14 protein-coding genes are annotated in these 16,933 nt (G+C 46.2%); 1 reads left to right on the top strand and 13 read right to left on the bottom strand.

The window, feature by feature from the left end; translation table 11 throughout:
- Positions 1-67: 67 nt before the first annotated feature.
- The 13 genes from V6B33_RS13540 to V6B33_RS13480 all read right to left on the bottom strand — a co-directional run bounded on the left by V6B33_RS13540 (position 68) and on the right by V6B33_RS13480 (position 16,215).
- Positions 68-1,228, bottom strand: a complete 1,161-nt coding sequence (locus V6B33_RS13540) for an acetylornithine transaminase (protein ID WP_334218287.1) — start codon at positions 1,226-1,228, stop codon at positions 68-70.
- Entirely contained in the window at positions 1,225-2,031 is an 807-nt protein-coding gene (gene argB, locus V6B33_RS13535) for an acetylglutamate kinase (RefSeq protein WP_334218286.1), read from the bottom strand. Before argB ends, V6B33_RS13540 begins: the two co-directional genes overlap by 4 nt.
- The gene (argJ, locus tag V6B33_RS13530) at positions 1,994-3,226 is read right to left on the bottom strand and encodes a bifunctional ornithine acetyltransferase/N-acetylglutamate synthase (RefSeq protein ID WP_334218285.1); all 1,233 of its coding nucleotides are present in this window, start codon (positions 3,224-3,226) and stop codon (positions 1,994-1,996) included. The genes argB and argJ overlap by 38 nt, the downstream gene beginning before the upstream one ends.
- A 12-nt stretch (positions 3,227-3,238) precedes the next feature.
- Entirely contained in the window at positions 3,239-4,273 is a 1,035-nt protein-coding gene (argC, locus tag V6B33_RS13525; protein WP_334218284.1) for an N-acetyl-gamma-glutamyl-phosphate reductase, read from the bottom strand.
- Positions 4,274-4,442: 169 nt separating this feature from the next.
- Complete coding sequence (gene aceA, locus V6B33_RS13520) at positions 4,443-5,726, bottom strand: isocitrate lyase (RefSeq protein ID WP_334218283.1); 1,284 nt, start codon at positions 5,724-5,726, stop codon at positions 4,443-4,445.
- A gap of 427 nt (positions 5,727-6,153) precedes the next feature.
- Entirely contained in the window at positions 6,154-6,414 is a 261-nt protein-coding gene (locus V6B33_RS13515) for a DUF3949 domain-containing protein (protein WP_334218282.1), read from the bottom strand.
- 157 nt (positions 6,415-6,571) lie between these two features.
- Entirely contained in the window at positions 6,572-7,726 is a 1,155-nt protein-coding gene (locus V6B33_RS13510; RefSeq protein ID WP_334218281.1) for a CamS family sex pheromone protein, read from the bottom strand.
- 15 nt (positions 7,727-7,741) lie between these two features.
- On the bottom strand, positions 7,742-9,748 hold the full coding sequence (gene ligA, locus V6B33_RS13505; RefSeq protein ID WP_334218280.1) for an NAD-dependent DNA ligase LigA: 2,007 nt from the start codon (positions 9,746-9,748) through the stop codon (positions 7,742-7,744).
- Positions 9,749-9,916: 168 nt separating this feature from the next.
- The gene (pcrA, locus tag V6B33_RS13500; protein ID WP_334218279.1) at positions 9,917-12,151 is read right to left on the bottom strand and encodes a DNA helicase PcrA; all 2,235 of its coding nucleotides are present in this window, start codon (positions 12,149-12,151) and stop codon (positions 9,917-9,919) included.
- A gap of 83 nt (positions 12,152-12,234) precedes the next feature.
- Positions 12,235-12,921 (bottom strand): heptaprenylglyceryl phosphate synthase, encoded by a 687-nt coding sequence (locus tag V6B33_RS13495; protein WP_334218278.1) that lies wholly within the window; start codon positions 12,919-12,921, stop codon positions 12,235-12,237.
- Positions 12,922-13,075: 154 nt separating this feature from the next.
- The gene (locus tag V6B33_RS13490) at positions 13,076-13,378 is read right to left on the bottom strand and encodes a YerC/YecD family TrpR-related protein (RefSeq protein WP_334218277.1); all 303 of its coding nucleotides are present in this window, start codon (positions 13,376-13,378) and stop codon (positions 13,076-13,078) included.
- A gap of 21 nt (positions 13,379-13,399) precedes the next feature.
- Complete coding sequence (locus V6B33_RS13485) at positions 13,400-14,431, bottom strand: DUF3048 domain-containing protein (protein ID WP_334218276.1); 1,032 nt, start codon at positions 14,429-14,431, stop codon at positions 13,400-13,402.
- A 44-nt stretch (positions 14,432-14,475) separates the two neighbouring features.
- Entirely contained in the window at positions 14,476-16,215 is a 1,740-nt protein-coding gene (locus V6B33_RS13480) for an adenine deaminase C-terminal domain-containing protein (RefSeq protein ID WP_334218275.1), read from the bottom strand.
- 221 nt (positions 16,216-16,436) lie between these two features.
- Here V6B33_RS13480 and V6B33_RS22060 point away from each other — a divergent pair, with 221 nt between their 5' ends.
- Positions 16,437-16,928, top strand: a complete 492-nt coding sequence (locus V6B33_RS22060) for a YgaP family membrane protein (RefSeq protein ID WP_442915528.1) — start codon at positions 16,437-16,439, stop codon at positions 16,926-16,928.
- The last annotated feature ends 5 nt before the right edge of the window (positions 16,929-16,933 follow it).

Genomic DNA, 16,933 nt, shown 5'->3' with positions numbered 1-16,933 from the left:
ACCAATCCCTCCTTTTGTGTATTTTTATTATTTTTAAAGTATTTTTATACATTGGTAGCTAAAAAAATCAGCGGACTGCCTCTGTCTCATGAGCTTGCAAGGTTTCTATCAATATCCCCAGTGCTTCCTCCAGTTCAGCTTCGGTCACTGTCAAGGGTGGAAGCAGCCGGATGACATTCGGTCCTGCAGGCAGGGTCAGGAGTCCACTATTTCTTAGAAGTTCAATGGATTCCTTCGCTTCTGTTTCTAATTCAATCCCGATCATGAATCCTTTCCCTTTTACCTCTTTCACAGATGGTGACGGCTCGAGCTTCTCTTTAAGAGACCGAATAAAGGTATCAGATTTACTTTTTACCCCATTTAAAAAATCATCATCAAAAATTGTTTCGAGAGTCGCTTTCACTGCAGCCATCGCAAGAGGATTCCCTCCGAACGTGGAGCCGTGGGTGCCAGGTGAAAAGGTGGATACCAGCTCTTTTCTGCCAATCATTGCTCCGACCGGAAACCCGCTGCCGAGCCCTTTCGCGGCAGTGATGATATCAGGATTCAAACCGTGGTGCTGATAGGCAAACGGTGCACCGGTGCGTCCGATTCCCGTTTGGACTTCATCGATGATTAAGAGTGCACCGAGTTCCTCGCACTTTTTCTCCACTTCTTTCAAAAAGGTTTCCTTGCCGGGATTCACTCCGCCTTCCCCTTGGATGACTTCCACCATGATTGCTGCGATATCTTCACCGTCGACTTTAGCCAAGGTATCCTCATCGTTATAAGGAAGGTATTCAAAAGCGGGAAGCAGCGGTCCGAATCCGCTGTGGATCTTCTCCTGCCCTGTAGCGCTCATCGTCGCAAAGGTACGACCGTGAAAGGATTGCTTGAACGACAGGATCTTCGTCTTTCCAGTATGCTTTTTTGCCAGTTTTATAGCGGCTTCATTGGCTTCTGCCCCGCTGTTGCAAAAGAAGACGGCATCCAATCCGCTGGCAAGGGCGAGGAGCTTTGCGGCTTGTTCTTGCTGAGAAATCTGAAAGAGATTGGACACATGCCAGACTTTATTCAGTTGTTCCTCAACAGCCTTTTTGACGGGTACAGGAGAGTGCCCGAGATTACAGACCGCAATTCCGGCTATGAAATCCAGGTACGAACGTCCGGTGGAATCCTTCACTTTCGCTCCTTTACCCGCAACCAGTTCAATATCCAATCGGTTATACGTGGGAAATAGATAACTCATGAGACTGCAGCCACTCCTTTTCCGGTTATTTTTGTACCCAAAATCGTTCCGCTTTGGAAAATTGCCTGCTGCCCTCCGACTATCATCACTTCTTTCATACCTGGAGACAGAACGGACACCGCGGATTGAACTTTCGGAATCATCCCTCCATGGATCACCCCTGATTCGATCAATTGATCTATTTCTTTTGTTGTCGTTTCCTCGAGGAGTTCCTCTTCGTGTAAAATGCCTGGTACGTCGGTTACATAGAGAAGCTTTCCGGCCCCCAAAGCTTTTGCGATCGAGGCGGCGGCAAGGTCGGCATTGACGTTCACCTTCGTTCCTTCTTTTGTAAGTGCAAGAGGCGCGATGACAGGGAGATGTCCTGCTGAAATCATGTCGGTGAGTATGTCGTTCTTGACTTCATCAATTTCCCCGACCAGACCAAGGGATTCTTCGTCGATCAGAACCGCTTTTAGTAAACCCGCGTCATATCCGCACAGTCCGACCGCACTTATACCATGATGATTCAGCTGATTCGTGATGTAACTGTTTACCTTCCCCTTTAAAATCATTTCCGCCACTTCCAAAACGGCTTCCGTCGTCTTTCGCTGACCATTTAAGAACGTCGTTTCGATACTGAGCTTTTTGAGCATGCCTGTAATTTCCGGTCCGCCTCCGTGAACAATCACGACGTTATATTCGTTCTTCATTTCTATCAGACTTTCAAAAAAAGACGGGGATAGATTGTAAAGGATACTCCCCCCTAATTTGAGGACGAGCATGTCACGTTCTGTAGCTTGCATTGATTTTGACATAGTCATATGTTAAATCGCACCCCCAGGCTTTTCCTTGTCCGCTGCCCTCTTGTAAGGAAACGTGAATCACCACGTGCTCTTCCTGTTTCATATAGTCACTCACACTTTGCTCATTAAAAACCTGCGGGGTCCCTCTCGAGAAGACAAGTTCTTCACCAATGCATATGTCGCATCCCTGCGGCTGAAGGGTTGCCTCGCTGTGCCCCATTGCGCCTACGATCCTTCCCCAATTGGGATCGGCTCCATAAATGGCTGTCTTCACCAGATTCGAACCGACGATCTTCTTGGCAATGATGTTTGCTTCTTCAGGGGAATTGGCTCCTTTCACTCTGACTTCCACCAGCTTTGTCGCCCCCTCTCCATCCCTTGCGATCTGTTTTGCCAGATCTTCACATAAAAGAGTCAGTCCTTCCTGGAACAACACCCATTCAGGATGGTTTTCATTCAAAGGCTTATTTTCCGCTGCACCGTTCGCCATCACGATCACCATGTCATTGGTTGACGTCTCACCGTCCACTGTAATTTGATTAAACGTCGTGCCAATCGCTTTTTTCAAGGCACTTTGTAAGACAGGAGAGGAGATGTTGGCATCTGTGGTGATAAAGCCGAGCATCGTACCCATATTCGGATGGATCATGCCCGAACCCTTGGCAGCTCCTCCGATCGTAACGTTTTTTCCGTCAATTTGCATTTTTACACAGCTTGTCTTTTCGACCGTATCTGTTGTCAAGATTGCCTGCTGAAAGGATTTGGCACTATTGTAGTCTTTGTGTACCGCAATCTCTCTGCATCCTTTCTCCATTATCGCCATTGGCAGGCATTCCCCGATGACCCCGGTGGACGCAACCGCCACATATTCTTCCGGCAGTCCAAATCGCTGTGCAATCAGCTCTCGTGTCTTATAAGCATCCTTCAGGCCTTGTTCACCCGTACAGGCATTGGCGATCGCACTGTTTACAACCACTGCCTGCAGGATCCCGGAAGCAGCGATGCTTTCCTGCGTCACTTTAAGCGGAGGAGCCTGGAAGTGGCTTTTCGTGTAAACCGCTGCACTTTGGGCAGGTGTTTCACTGTACATCACCCCGAAATCCTTCTTCTCATAACGAAGACCGGTATGCATGCCTCCCGCCTTGAATCCTTTAGGCGTTACGATGCTCCCTCCTTCGACTTTCTGAACTGATTCTTTTTCCGCCACGTTCATGTTCTCTCCTCCTTATGGATAGATTGGATAATATTGAAGCCCGGCCGTTTCATCCAGCCCAAACATGAGATTCATATTTTGCACTGCCTGACCTGCGGCTCCTTTTATAAGATTGTCGATAACGGACACGATGGTCACCCTTCCCGTTCGCGAATCTACTTTTATCGCAATGTCGCAGAAGTTCGTGCCGAACACTTCCTTCGTACTTGGGTATTGACCGATTCGCCTGATCCGTACGAATGGACTGCTGTTGTAAAAATGTTGATAGAGTTCATGCAGCTCCTCTGTCGTCTGGGCCGTTTCAAGGGTTGCATAGATGGTCGCCATGATGCCGCGTGTCATAGGAATAAGATGAGTCGAAAAGGTGATTGGGGCCCACCCGGGATCCCAAAGCTTCAGTTGCTGTTCGATTTCAGGTGTATGCTGGTGCTCATGCACCTTGTATATCCTCAGGTTCTCCTGGGTTTCAGAAAAGTGACTGGAAAGTGATGCTTTCCGCCCCGCTCCGGAAAGTCCCGTCTTGGCATCGATGATCAGGGAATGGGGCTGGATCAGCTTCTTCTGAACTAATGGGGCAAGTGCCAGGAGGGATGCTGTTGGGAAGCAGCCGGGATTAGCGATCAGCTCCGCTTCTTTAATGACTTCCCGGTTGCATTCTGTCAGTCCGTAAACAGCCTCGTTTATAACGGCAGACTCTGCCGCCTTCCCTTTATACCATTTCTCGTACTCTCCGGGGTCCTGAAGTCGAAGGTCACCGGACAAGTCAATGATTTTTGCCTTTCCCTTTAATAATCCGGGTGTCAGCTCTTTGCTGACCCCTGCCGGCACGGCCAGGAAAACGACATCGAGCTGCTTCATCTCGTCAAGCTGTATGCCGCGGACCAGCTCATTTGATAACTCAGTCAAGTGGGGATATTGCTCGACATATGAATTTCCATTCAACGTTGATGAATATAGAATACATTTATCAACAGAGGGATGATTTGACAGGAGGCGGTGCAGTTCCACGCCTCCATAACCAGTAGAACCGACAATTCCAACATTCATTAACCATTCACCACACATAGTAGATTTAAATTAGGTCTAATTATATGACTGCATAAACATAAAATCAATAGTATATTTATTAAAATTTCACTTTCGTTCTTTTACCCTAAACAAAAAGCCCGCCCTGCGGCGCTTTAACGCACCGCGGGACGGGTATACATTTTTATAATTAAAATTGAGCTGCCTCTGTCGAGCCTTTCAACGCTGTGGTGGAGGAAGTTCCTCCTGAGATCACCATGGATACTTCATCAAAGTAGCCTGTTCCCACTTCCCGCTGATGGCGTGTAGCGGAATAGCCGTGTTTTTCACTGGCAAATTCAGCCTGTTGCAGTTCGGAGTACGCAGCCATGCCGCGGTCCCTGTAACCCCGCGCCAGCTCGAACATACTGTGATTCAGTGCATGGAAGCCGGCAAGCGTAACGAACTGAAACTTGTAGCCCATTTTGCCTAATTCGACCTGGAACTTTGCGATCGTCTCGTCATCAAGCTTTTTCTTCCAATTAAAAGACGGCGAACAGTTATATGCCAGCAGTTTACCTGGATGTTCCTTGTGGATCGCTTCTGCAAATCGGCGCGCTTCTTCAAGATCCGGTTCAGAAGTTTCGCACCATACAAAATCTGCATAAGGTGCGTATGCAAGGCCCCTGGCAATCGCCTGTTGCAGTCCCGCTCTCGTTCTGAAGAATCCTTCAGGTGTACGCTCTCCGGTTATAAATGGCGCATCATATGAATCTACATCACTCGTGATCAAATCCGCTGCATTGGCATCCGTACGGGCTACGATCAACGTCGGCACGCCCATCACATCCGCTGCAAGCCGAGCGGAAATCAAATTCTTCACAGAGGTTTGAGTAGGCAGCAGCACCTTCCCGCCCAGATGACCGCATTTCTTCTCTGAGGAAAGCTGATCTTCAAAGTGAACGGCTGATGCACCCGCTTCGATCATCCCTTTCATCAATTCAAATACGTTCAGCTGGCCGCCGAATCCCGCTTCTGCATCCGCTACGATCGGAACGAACCAATCGATCGATTCATCCCCTTCCACATAATGGACCTGATCCGCGCGCTGAAGCGCCTGATTGATCCGTTTCACAACAGACGGTACGGAGTTTGCAGGATATAGACTTTGATCCGGATACATCTGACCTGCCAGATTGGCATCAGCCGCTACCTGCCATCCGCTTAAGTAAATGGCCTTCAGTCCGGCTCTGACCTGCTGGACCGCCTGGTTTCCTGTTAATGCTCCCAGTGCATTGATATAGTTCTCCTCATGCAGGAGATTCCACAGCTTTTCAGAACCGCGTCTGGCCAATGTATGTTCAATATCAATGGACCCTCTTAAACGGATGACATCTTCCGCTTTGTAAGGTCTCGATACTCCATTCCACCTCTTATCCAGTTCCCAGCTTTCCTGTAAAGCTCCCGCACGATCATTCACATTGTTTTTAGTCATTGTCCATCTCTCCCTTTTCTTATTATTGAGGTCCGTCCCCCGTCAGTGTAAAGCGTTATTTCTATAAAGCTTAAGTACGCCATGGTGCCATTTGTCAGGGTGGGTATTATGTGCAGCAGTCTTGGATGGGTGAAAAATGGTGTATGCGGATAGTGCCAATGTTGTGGCTGGTACTGCAGTTCTCATTTGCCATTTTCAGTTATAACTGTTGATATTTTGTTTCATTGGATCATCCCTTGAATGAATAATGAGTGCATCACCTCTTTACTGTATTACCTTTGTTATAATACAGTTATTTTAACTTGTTTGTATTATATAACAGTAGATATTCTGATGGAACCTCTTTTTTGAAAAATCTCTTCGACAATTTTTGCAGAACAGTAAAAAACCCCTTGAAATATACACTTCAAGGGGTTTCGTTTCAAAGCTATTTTTGTTTGTGTTTTGCTTTGAAAATCAAATACGCTATCAGATTGGCAGGAAGAAACAGAGGATTGATTTGCGCATTCAGGTGGAGGAATTCTTCTCCGACCGGCATCTTATCATAAACCTCTCCGTGCTTTTGTTTCTTTTTCTCTCTTTCCTCTTCCATGGACTGGATATACCGATACTGAACAGGGATCATGATAAGCGTGATGACAAATAAAACTGCGGCCACAAGCAAGCCGTAAAATGATAATCCATCCACGATTATTCCCTCCTTTACTTACTATACGAACGAACATGGTGACGGTTTCGTTTTTTAACAGGAGACGGATCCAGTGAGTGTATAATCTAAAAAACCAATCCTGTTCAACACATACAGGATTGGTCCTCCAGGGAATGGATTCCCTTCTTCACACCCATCATTCATAGATGTGCATATACGTTTCTTTACTGCCTTTTTTCTTCACGACCAAAGCTTCAGGGCCGTATGAAGACTTTATCAGCAGCTCCACTTCCCAGCTTTCAGGTGCATTTTTACCGATCAAATTGGAAAGATACTGGGCAAATCCGATTGTTTCAGTCTTTCCATTAAAGGTGAGGGCAACCTCCAAATTCAGCTCTGTCAGCTTTTGATTTTGATAAAGGGCTTCGCCCGTTACGCCGGTGAAAACCGGGAAGTAATTTTCAATTTCCTTCTTCAGTTCATGGAATACCTTGTTGTCATTAGGATGATTCTCGGCAGCCTGAGGAGACGGGAAGATATAATATTCTTCATCGACGCCTTCCCAATTCTCAATTGTACTCGCCCCTGCCTGTACAGTGGTATACGCAAAAAATTCGCCAGGGACCACCTGCTGCTTCGGAGCCTGCTTGTATAGGGCGATCATGATGGGCACATTCTGGAGATCTTCATTCTCACGCATCCTCTTCAGAACTTCACCAGCCATCTTAGCGCCCTGCTCCTTTAATACTTCGTTACTGATATTCTTGACCGTTCTCGTTCCGTTTGAAAGATTGGTTTCATAATTGACGGAATTCAATGAAAGTGCGATGACGACGCCGCCAAGTGTAACTTTGTTGTCATCTTTCTTTTTCATCAGATAGTTATGCTCCACGATATGAGCCAAATAAATGGGCGCATCCTCTCCTTTGGTTTGAACAGGATTCAATCCAAGGTTCTCGCTTTCTTTCAGCCCTTTTTCATCAAGCTGTTCACTCGTGAACTTTCGCTGCAGCCAGCTGTCGACCATTTTCTTTGTTAAGAATTGCCCTTCTTTGAAGAAATATTCATTTGTGGAAAAACGATTTTGGGCAACCCTCAGCAGCCCATTCTCGATTTCATTAATATCGTATCGTGATCCAAGATCGTTCACGACAACACCGCGGGTTTTACTTGTATCATAAGGAAGCATGGTCTTATAATAATCGTTTGAAATTTGAAAGTTAGGAATGATCGCTTTCTTTGATTCGCTGTCCTGATTTTCCTGAACGACTTGATCCTGTTTTTCAAACGTCGGCGCACAACCGCCAAGTATCAACATGGCGGCTAATGCAGCCGATAGCCTTTTTTTCATTACTGTTTACACCTCTTATCGGTTAAGTTCTTCCATCAGCTTGTCCTCGTCCCAAACTTCTATTTCGAGTTCATTCGCCTTTGCGAGCTTGGACCCTGCGTCTTCCCCGGCAATGACAAGATCTGTTTTCTTGCTGACGCTTCCTGTCACTTTACCGCCAAGCATTTCGATTTTCTCTTTCGCCTCATTCCGGCTTAACCGCTCGATTTTTCCAGTCAGAACAATTGTCTTGCCAGCAAAGTATGAATCGACTTCACTTGCTGCCACCGGCTTGGGTCCTTTGTATTCAAGATTCACTCCAACATCTTTAAGTTCCTGGATCAGTTCTTTCACTTCGTCATTATCAAAATAAGCGACGATCGCATCAGCCATCTTCTCACCGATTTCATTGACATTCGTCAACTCTTCTTGAGTAAGTACCATCAACGCATCCATTGTGCCAAACTCCTGGGCAAGCGTCTTGGCGGCCTTAGCCCCTACATGGCGGATGCCTAATCCGAACAGCAGTTTCTCAAGCGAATTCTGTTTGGAAGCCTCGATTGCCTGGAGCAGGTTATCAACGGATTTTTCCCCCATCCGCTCAAGCTGCAGCAGCTGGTCACGCTCCAATTTATATAGATCTGCGACATCCTCAATCAATTGCTCTTTGAACAGCTGACTTATCACTTTCTCACCGAGTCCATCGATATTCATAGCGTTCCTGGAGACAAAATGAATAAGCCCTTCGCGGATTTGAGCCGGACATTTAGGGTTGATGCAGCGCAGCGCCACTTCACCTTCGAGCCTTACAAGTTCGCTTTCACACTCGGGACAATGAGTCGGCATGTTGAATTCCCGCTCTTCACCGGTTCTCTTTTCTTCCAGTACATTTACCACTTCAGGGATGATGTCTCCCGCTTTTTTGATGACAACATGATCACCGATTTTAATGTCTTTTTCCCTGATGAGATCTTCATTATGCAGGGAAGCACGCTGTACAGTGGTACCGGCAACCCTGACAGGTTCAAGTATCGCGGTGGGTGTCACCACTCCGGTCCGTCCGACGCTCAGTTGAATATCTTTTAAAATCGTAACGACTTCTTCAGCAGGAAACTTGAACGCTATTGCCCAGCGCGGACTTTTTGCCGTGGTACCGAGGGCTTTCTGCTGCTCCAATGAATCTACCTTGATGACAATCCCATCGATATCATACGCTAGATCAGGACGTTTTCCGGTCCAGCTTTCAACGTATTCCAGCACTTCTTCAATAGTAGCACAACGCTTGCGTTCAGGATTCGTTTTGAAACCAAGATGGTCCAGTCGATTCAGGCCTTCACTGTGTGAATCTATCCCTGTGTCACCAATGTCGGCAAGGGCATACAGGAAGATATCAAGGTTTCGGGAAGCGGCAATCTTAGTGTCCAATTGACGCAGCGATCCTGCAGCTGCGTTGCGGGGATTTGCGAACGGTTCTTCCCCTTTTTCTTCCTTCGCTTTATTCAAGGCTTCAAACGAACGCTTAGGCATAAAGGCTTCCCCGCGTACTTCAAAAGACAGGGGTTCTTTTATTTTCAGCGGGATCGAACGGATCGTTTTCAGGTTGGATGTAATATCTTCCCCGATCGAACCGTCCCCGCGCGTCGCACCTTGAACGAATGCCCCTTGTTCATAACGGAGGGATACCGCCAGTCCGTCGATCTTGAGTTCGCACACGTATGAGAAATCCTCGCCGACTGCCTGCCGGACACGCCGGTCAAAATCACGGAGGTCTTCTTCATTGAAGGCATTCCCCAAGCTCAGCATCTGACTGCGGTGCTCTACTTTTTCAAACGCATCGAGTATCGTCCCGCCGACTCTTTGAGAAGGTGAGTCGGAAGTTTTGAATTCTGGGTACTGATCCTCAAGATCAATCAGTTCTCTTAACAGCTGGTCATATTCCGAATCGGGCACTGAGGGTTTATCAAGGACATGATATTCATAATTATATTGGTTTAATAATTCATGCAGTTCCTGTACACGTTTTTCAGCCGATTGTTGATCCATTCTCACAACCCTTTCTTGCTAATCTTCCTGCTTTATTAAACAAGCGTTTAACTCTGTGAACGTTGATTTATAAACCTTTTTTCTTGTTAAACAAACGTTTGTTTAACTTTCGAAACCTCTGTCAAACATGTCGGGAGTTCGTTGTTTTACACTCCTGACAGGATTTTTTCAGGCTTTTTCAATTGGTGCGAACTTGGCCAGGAGGCGTTTGATGCCTGTCGGGCTTGGAAAGGCGATATCGAGTTCGACACTGTCGCCCGATCCTTTTACGCTTACGACGGTACCTGTACCCCACTTTTTATGGGCAGCCTTGTCCCCGACCTGCCAGGAGACGGCTTCTCCCCCGGTTGTCTTCTGGACCGGACGGGTGACCGGTTTCCGTGGTGCAGGGCGGGAAGGCGAGCCTCCGGCGGATCTGCCGTATGAAGAGGAGAATGGGCTGCTGCTCTTACTTTCTCCCATGACATCATCGAGGAGATCAGCAGGGATCTCCCTGATGAACCTTGATACAGGATTCATCTTCGTTTGACCGAAAAGCGTCCTCATCTGGGCATTGGTCATATAGAGCTCTTCTTCTGCTCTCGTAATCCCGACATATGCCAGCCGGCGTTCTTCTTCCATTTCGTCCTCTTCCATGAGGGAACGGCTGTGAGGGAAAACACCTTCCTCCATCCCCATCAGGAAGACGACAGGAAATTCAAGCCCCTTCGCTGCGTGAAGAGTCATCAGGATCACGGATTCCTTCGGCTGGTCATCTTCATCCAACTTATCGATATCTGCCACCAGCGCAAGGTCCGTCAAGAATGCGACCAGACTCTTATCGTCATTTGACTTTTCAAAGCTTTTTGTAACGGACAGGAACTCGTCCAAGTTTTCCAGTCTGCTCTGTGATTCAATTGATTTTTCTGCTTTCAGCATATCGGTGTAACCTGATTTCTCAAGGATTTCTTCTACAAGCTCTGTTACCGACAAGTACTCCTGCATTCCAGTATAGCCTTTGACCATCTCTTTAAATTCAATCACCGCTTTTGTGATTTTCGGACTCAATCCGATAAAATCAGCTTCCTCGAGCGCTGAGAACATCGAAATGTCATGATCCCCTGCATATCGCGCAATCTTATCAATCGAGGTCGCCCCGACTCCGCGTTTCGGTACATTGATGACACGCTGAAGGCTGATATCGTCATCCGGGTTCGCAATCAGACGCAGATAGGCAAGGATATCCTTGATCTCTTTACGATCGTAGAACTTGATCCCGCCGACGATGGAGTATTCAATATTCGATTTAAGCAGTACTTCCTCCATCACACGGGACTGTGCGTTTGTACGATAAAGGATGGCGAAGTCGGAGTACTTGCGTTTCCCGCTTTCCACCATCTCTTTGATTTTCCCTGTGACGAATTGGGCTTCAGACTGCTCGGTATCCGCTCTGTAATAAGAAATCTTTTCGCCATCATGATTCTCCGTCCAGAGATTCTTCGGCTTGCGGTTCGAGTTCTTCTGGATGACTTCGTTCGCCGCTTGTAAAATGCGCTTCGTCGAGCGGTAATTCTGTTCAAGCAGGATGACATTTGCACGCGGATAATCCTTTTCAAATGAAAGGATATTGGCAATATCCGCTCCCCGCCAGCGATAGATCGATTGATCGGAATCCCCTACCACGCAAAGGTTCTGAAAACGTGAAGCGAGCAATTTGACGAGCATATACTGTGCCCTGTTTGTATCCTGATACTCGTCCACGTGAATGTATTGGAATTTACGCTGATAGAACTCCAGCACTTCAGGGACCCGCTGAAACAGCTGAATCGTCGTCATGATCAGGTCATCAAAATCAAGCGCCTGGTTCTTGCGGAGACGCTTCTGGTATTCTGTATAAACGTCCGATACCACCTGATCATAATAGCCTCCCGTTGTTTTGGAAAACTCTTCGGGAGTGATCAGTTCATTCTTCGCCGAACTGATGGAACCGAGAATGGAGCGTGCATCGAATTTCTTGGGATCGATGTTTCGATCTTTCAAGATGGATTTGATCACGGACTGCTGGTCGGTCGAATCCAAAATGGTAAAATTCCGGTTCATCCCTATGCGGTCAATGTCCCGGCGAAGGATACGCACACACATACTGTGGAATGTCGAAATCCAAATATTCTCGGATACTCCCCCAAGGATGTTATTAATACGATCCTTCATCTCCCTGGCTGCTTTATTCGTAAAGGTAATTGCCAGGATATTATAAGGATTTACACTTTTTTCCACCATAAGGTACGCAATCCGGTGCGTCAGCACTCTGGTCTTACCGGATCCTGCACCTGCCATGATCAAGAGAGGACCCTCCGTTGCCTTCACAGCCTCTGCCTGCTCCGGATTCATTCCGTTCAATAACCGATCTGTCAAAAATTGCATAACATTTCCACCACCATAACGAACGTACGTTCTGTATTTATTTTCTATTATATCTCAAGGAGGAAGAAACCTCCAGTACGATTCTATCGTTTGACTGCCTTGACCGTTTTCAATGCTTCTTTCAAGTCTTCATAAACACTATTCCCAACGACAATCACGTCTGATACCCCGGCCATTTCCCTTGCCTGTTCAACCGTTTTAATGCCGCCGCCGTAGAATAGCTTTGTATTCTCAAGTGAATCTTTCACTTCCCTCACTGTTTCGGGATTCCCATAGGTCCCGCTGTACTCCAGATAAAAGATGGGAAGGTTAAACATTTTCTCAGCCATCATGGCATACGCAGCGGCGTCCTCGCTTGTCAGCTCCGTGTTCGCCTCCGTCACCTTTGCCGCTTTACAGTCACTATTCAATATACAATATCCTTCAACAAGGATTTCATCCCAATTCATGACCTCTCCGTATTCCTTTACTGCCTGATGATGAAGTCCCGTTACCCAATCGGTATTCGGGCTGTTCAGCACCATCGGAATAAAGTATAAATCGAACCCTGGAGTGATCGAATCTAAATTTGAAACTTCCAGTATACAAGGAACTGTGTAGCGTCTTATCCGTGCCATCAAATCAAGGACCTGTTCAAGGGTTACACCGTCCGTCCCCCCTACAATAATTGCATCGGTTCCAGATTCGCACACAGCTTCCAGCTCTTCATCATCTATGTGTTTATTCGGATCCAGCTTGAACACATGGCTCCAATTTTGGACATCATACATTCATCGTTCCTCCATTCATACATCCATCTAACGTATTATATCATGTGAAGAAGGGAGCCGCATTACCTCGTCATGTGTTAATAATTGAAATTTGATTAAGGCTTTCCAGTAAAAAATAAAAAACCGCTATCCAATAGATAACGGTTCAAAATGATTATTTTTCTTCCTTTTCATGAACACGGTCAAGTACAAGTTGATACGTATCGTTGCCGTAGTTCAAGCACCGCTTGACGCGGGAGATGGTTGCAGTGCTTGCTCCCGTTTCGGTCTCAATCTTATGGTACGTCTTTCCTTCCTGAAGCATGCGCGCAACTTCCAGACGTTGTGCCAGCGATTGGATTTCATTGATCGTACATAAGTCATCGAAGAACCGATAGCATTCTTCTAAATCCTGCAAGGAAAGAATCGCGTTGAATAGCTGATCCAATTCTTTCCCTCTTAGTTTATTTATTTGCATAAGTAGTCTCCTTTTCCTTCGCTATTCTTGATACGAGACAGATCCTGATAACCCGGGAGAGCTTGGTATGATGTTGATCCAGGTTGACCCTTTTCTAAGCGGGATTTGTTTGCCGTTTTCATAAGGGAGAATTCGTCCCTCATCATTCTTCCACTGAACTTCCCGGAGCTTTCCTTCCTGTATTAGGTAAGCATGGCCGCCGGATTGAAAATCGATCTCCCGTCTTCCGGCACTATCTATGATTCTATGCGGTGTTTCGGCAATAAGGATATTCTCGAGTAAAACGGGGTCTTCGGTATCATAATCGACGGTTTGTTCCCCATTTGAGTAGCGTTCGTATTTACCTTCGTCCTGATTGTATTCATAGACGACATCAAAAAGCGGGTTATTGAAGTAAGAAATCATGATGGAATCCGCTTCTTCCCCATCCATGGACTCTTCATTGGATAAGAAACGCAACGACTGTGGCGGTTGATCCATAACGAAATCGTTTTGCTCTGCCCCTTTTTTTATCTGTTCAAAAGAAATATATGAATTATGCGGTGCTTTCCTGAATGAAGCTCGTTTGAATAACGTACCATCGTACTTCATGCCATTCAAGTGATCGATTTCCCCGCTGTCAAGCTTGGCTTTGGCATCCGGGCTGTAGCCGTGGGCGATGTAGACACTGTCATACCCTTTGGCAAGGTCGATATAATAGTCCCTTGCACTCCGTACCGGTCCGATCTGCTCTGGCTGTTGACTTTGATAGATGGCCAGGAATCGGGTCACATCCCCTTCAGCGAGTACTTCATACACGATATCCGCTTTGGAAAGACCCGACTGCGGTCTTGCTTTTGGATGATTGTTCACCATGACAGCAACCGATCGGTCCGTTGACTCTTCTTTCATTTCTTCACCGGTTAGTGGTGACTGAAACTTCATTACATTTTCCGTGGATGCAGGTGCAGCTTTTTCTTCTTTTACAGGTGTCTTGTCTGCTTCTTCTTTATCAGAGCTGCACGCAGCGAGGGTCAGTGCACTTAGAAAAATAATAAGTGGCTTTTTAAGCATGAATCGTAACACCCCTATTTGATCTGTTTCTATACTTTCATATTTTAACGCATTATCGTTGGAAAGAGTACCGTTTTCTTCATTACATCATAGATTCCTTTTTGCGTCACCCGAATATAAGGCAGATGGGTGGACTGTAAAAAGAGCAGTGTGTAGATGGGATCTGAGAACCGATATCCTCTTTCTGACAGTAATGCCTTCATCCTTTTCTCTTCTTCAATCAGTTCAGGCATTTCTTTATCCGAGAGAAGGCCGCTGAGAGGAAGGGGGATCTCGTGCAGGATCTCACCATTCTCAGTGAGGACAATCCCTCCCCCGAGTTCTTTCATCCGATTGAATGCCGCTATCATGTCAGGTTTGCTTTTTCCGATCAAGATGATGTCTCCCGTGTTGGAGTATGAGGACGCAAATCCTTTCACTCCATTCGAAAAACCTTTCAGCATCGTGCTGATTCTCCATTTCCCTTCCCGGTCCAACAGCATAAGGAACGATTGATCATGGTCTTCCGACAGCTCATTAGTGGATGGATTGATGCTGATTGAATACGGCTTGGTGATCACATCGTTCACCATTTCAATTCCAAACGGCATGGAGAATTGAAGATCATCGTGCGATACATCCCAGTCCAGTGTTAACGGAGCGAATCCATTCTCTTTCCAGTGAATCGTCTCATCATGGTCGACAGGATGGCTGTTCCTCTGCACCCACTTACCTTTTGACAGGACCGATACCGGTGTCGGATCTTCTTTACTCCTCAGGAAGTTGATATTGGCCACTCTTCCAGTAGCTATCATTCCATGAAGGTGTGTTAGATTATAGTAGTTTGCAGCATTATAACTGGCCATATTATATGCTTCGATCGGTGAAATGCCTTTGTCTATGATCATCTTTATTAATACATTCAAGACACCCTTCTCATGAAAGGCAGGTGTTGAACCATCCGTTGTAAGAAGGATCGAATCATAGTGATCGATGCCCATTTGTTGAAGACCGTCAAGCAGGATGGGCAGGTCGGGACGGATCGATGAATGACGGAGCGTCACCGTCAATCCCTGGATCAGCCTCTTATATACATCCTCGCCGGTCATCGATTCATGATCTCCGTCAATTCCAAGCAGTCCAAGCTTAGCGATGGTCTTATCGGATGAACCAGGTAAATGTCCCTCGACGATCTTCCCCATTCTCTTGGCTTCCTGCATCCAATGAAGGATAAGGTCGTCGCCTTCGAGAAGCCTCGGCCATGCTGTCAGCTCTCCCCCCTGTACGACTGCATCATGTTCCAGCCATGACTTCACATCCCCGTTTGAGAATGTCGTTTCTTCATGCACCATTTCGGTCTGTGAATCAAATCGTGTCCACCAATACATCGAATAAGGCAGTTTATTGAAATCCCTCAATAAAGAAAACGCTTTCTTTTTTTCCAATTGCAAAAACATCATAAGATTATCATTCACAAATGTAGTTGTTCCTGTTTGGGATGCATATTTGGAAAATGATTGGGGATTATAAAGCTGAAATGGATGTACATGCGGTTCTATATATCCGGGAACAAGGTAGAGTGATGCACAGTCTACAATTTCACATTCCCTGTTGACATCCGGGAGCCTGTCACCTGTGTAAACGATACGGTCTTCATACACCCAGATATGTCCCTGCACCCATTTCTTTAATGTTGAATGAAGGTATGTTGCATTTTTCAAAAGGATGGTTGGAGATCGCTCTCCGTCGAGAACCTGTACATGTTCCCTAAGTTGTTTGTTCTTCCATCTGTAGCGCTGTTCCAAGGCGAACACTCCTCTGGTGGAATGGTTGTCAGTTTTATTTAAGGTCTATCTTTAATGGATAAATATTATGCAAAAAGCTTTGTAATAGCCCTTACTATTCGCTTATAGCGATTTACTTTTCCAAAAGAAAGGGCTTTCATTTATGTTAACATATTTTGTCTTTTAACGCATTAAAGGTTTACAACAATAATGTGAATTTTCGATTAAGGAGGAGTTTACAAATGAAAGTTTCATCAAACATTGGGATCATCAATGCTTTAATCCGCATCACATTGGGCTTCACGATTCTGTCTTGGACAACGGCCAAACTCGTTAAACGGCCATGGAGAGATTCCTATCTCGTCATGGCGATGATCGGGGCCATGAAGGTGGCCGAAGGAATCCTGAGGTACTGCCCTGTCACAGATCTCCTGGACAAGAGCGGGGATAACGATGACAAGAAAAGCTCACGCGGTTTCGGGGGGTTGAAAGGAATGGATATGTTCAATGTCAAGGATATGTTGAAATCAAACAAGAAGAGTAATAATTCCACCGGCTTAAACAGTCATGACAATGATCAAAACACCACTGCGACGAAGACTTCAAAGAAGGACTCCGGCTTCAATCCAGAAGATCTGTCCAATAAGGAAGTCCAGGAAGCACTGAACGGCGACCCTGGCAAACCATCAAGCAAAACGAGCAGCTTCGATAACCAGGGATTCACACAAATTTAAGCATG

The organism is Mangrovibacillus sp. Mu-81 (assembly GCF_036867415.1).
Classification (GTDB): Bacteria; Bacillota; Bacilli; order Bacillales; family Bacillaceae_B; genus Rossellomorea.
This window is presented reverse-complemented; position numbering and strand designations above follow the sequence as displayed.

What these genes read in the sequence shown, in the direction of transcription:
- V6B33_RS13540 (WP_334218287.1), bottom strand. Translation starts at nt 1,228, where the DNA reads ATGAGTTATCTATTTCCCACGTATAACCGATTGGATATTGAACTGGTT.
- argB (WP_334218286.1), bottom strand. Translation starts at nt 2,031, where the DNA reads ATGACTATGTCAAAATCAATGCAAGCTACAGAACGTGACATGCTCGTC.
- argJ (WP_334218285.1), bottom strand. Translation starts at nt 3,226, where the DNA reads ATGAACGTGGCGGAAAAAGAATCAGTTCAGAAAGTCGAAGGAGGGAGC.
- argC (WP_334218284.1), bottom strand. Translation starts at nt 4,273, where the DNA reads ATGAATGTTGGAATTGTCGGTTCTACTGGTTATGGAGGCGTGGAACTG.
- aceA (WP_334218283.1), bottom strand. Translation starts at nt 5,726, where the DNA reads ATGACTAAAAACAATGTGAATGATCGTGCGGGAGCTTTACAGGAAAGC.
- V6B33_RS13510 (WP_334218281.1), bottom strand. Translation starts at nt 7,726, where the DNA reads ATGAAAAAAAGGCTATCGGCTGCATTAGCCGCCATGTTGATACTTGGC.
- ligA (WP_334218280.1), bottom strand. Translation starts at nt 9,748, where the DNA reads ATGGATCAACAATCGGCTGAAAAACGTGTACAGGAACTGCATGAATTA.
- pcrA (WP_334218279.1), bottom strand. Translation starts at nt 12,151, where the DNA reads ATGCAATTTTTGACAGATCGGTTATTGAACGGAATGAATCCGGAGCAG.
- V6B33_RS13495 (WP_334218278.1), bottom strand. Translation starts at nt 12,921, where the DNA reads ATGTATGATGTCCAAAATTGGAGCCATGTGTTCAAGCTGGATCCGAAT.
- V6B33_RS13490 (WP_334218277.1), bottom strand. Translation starts at nt 13,378, where the DNA reads ATGCAAATAAATAAACTAAGAGGGAAAGAATTGGATCAGCTATTCAAC.
- V6B33_RS13485 (WP_334218276.1), bottom strand. Translation starts at nt 14,431, where the DNA reads ATGCTTAAAAAGCCACTTATTATTTTTCTAAGTGCACTGACCCTCGCT.
- V6B33_RS22060 (WP_442915528.1), top strand. Translation starts at nt 16,437, where the DNA reads ATGAAAGTTTCATCAAACATTGGGATCATCAATGCTTTAATCCGCATC.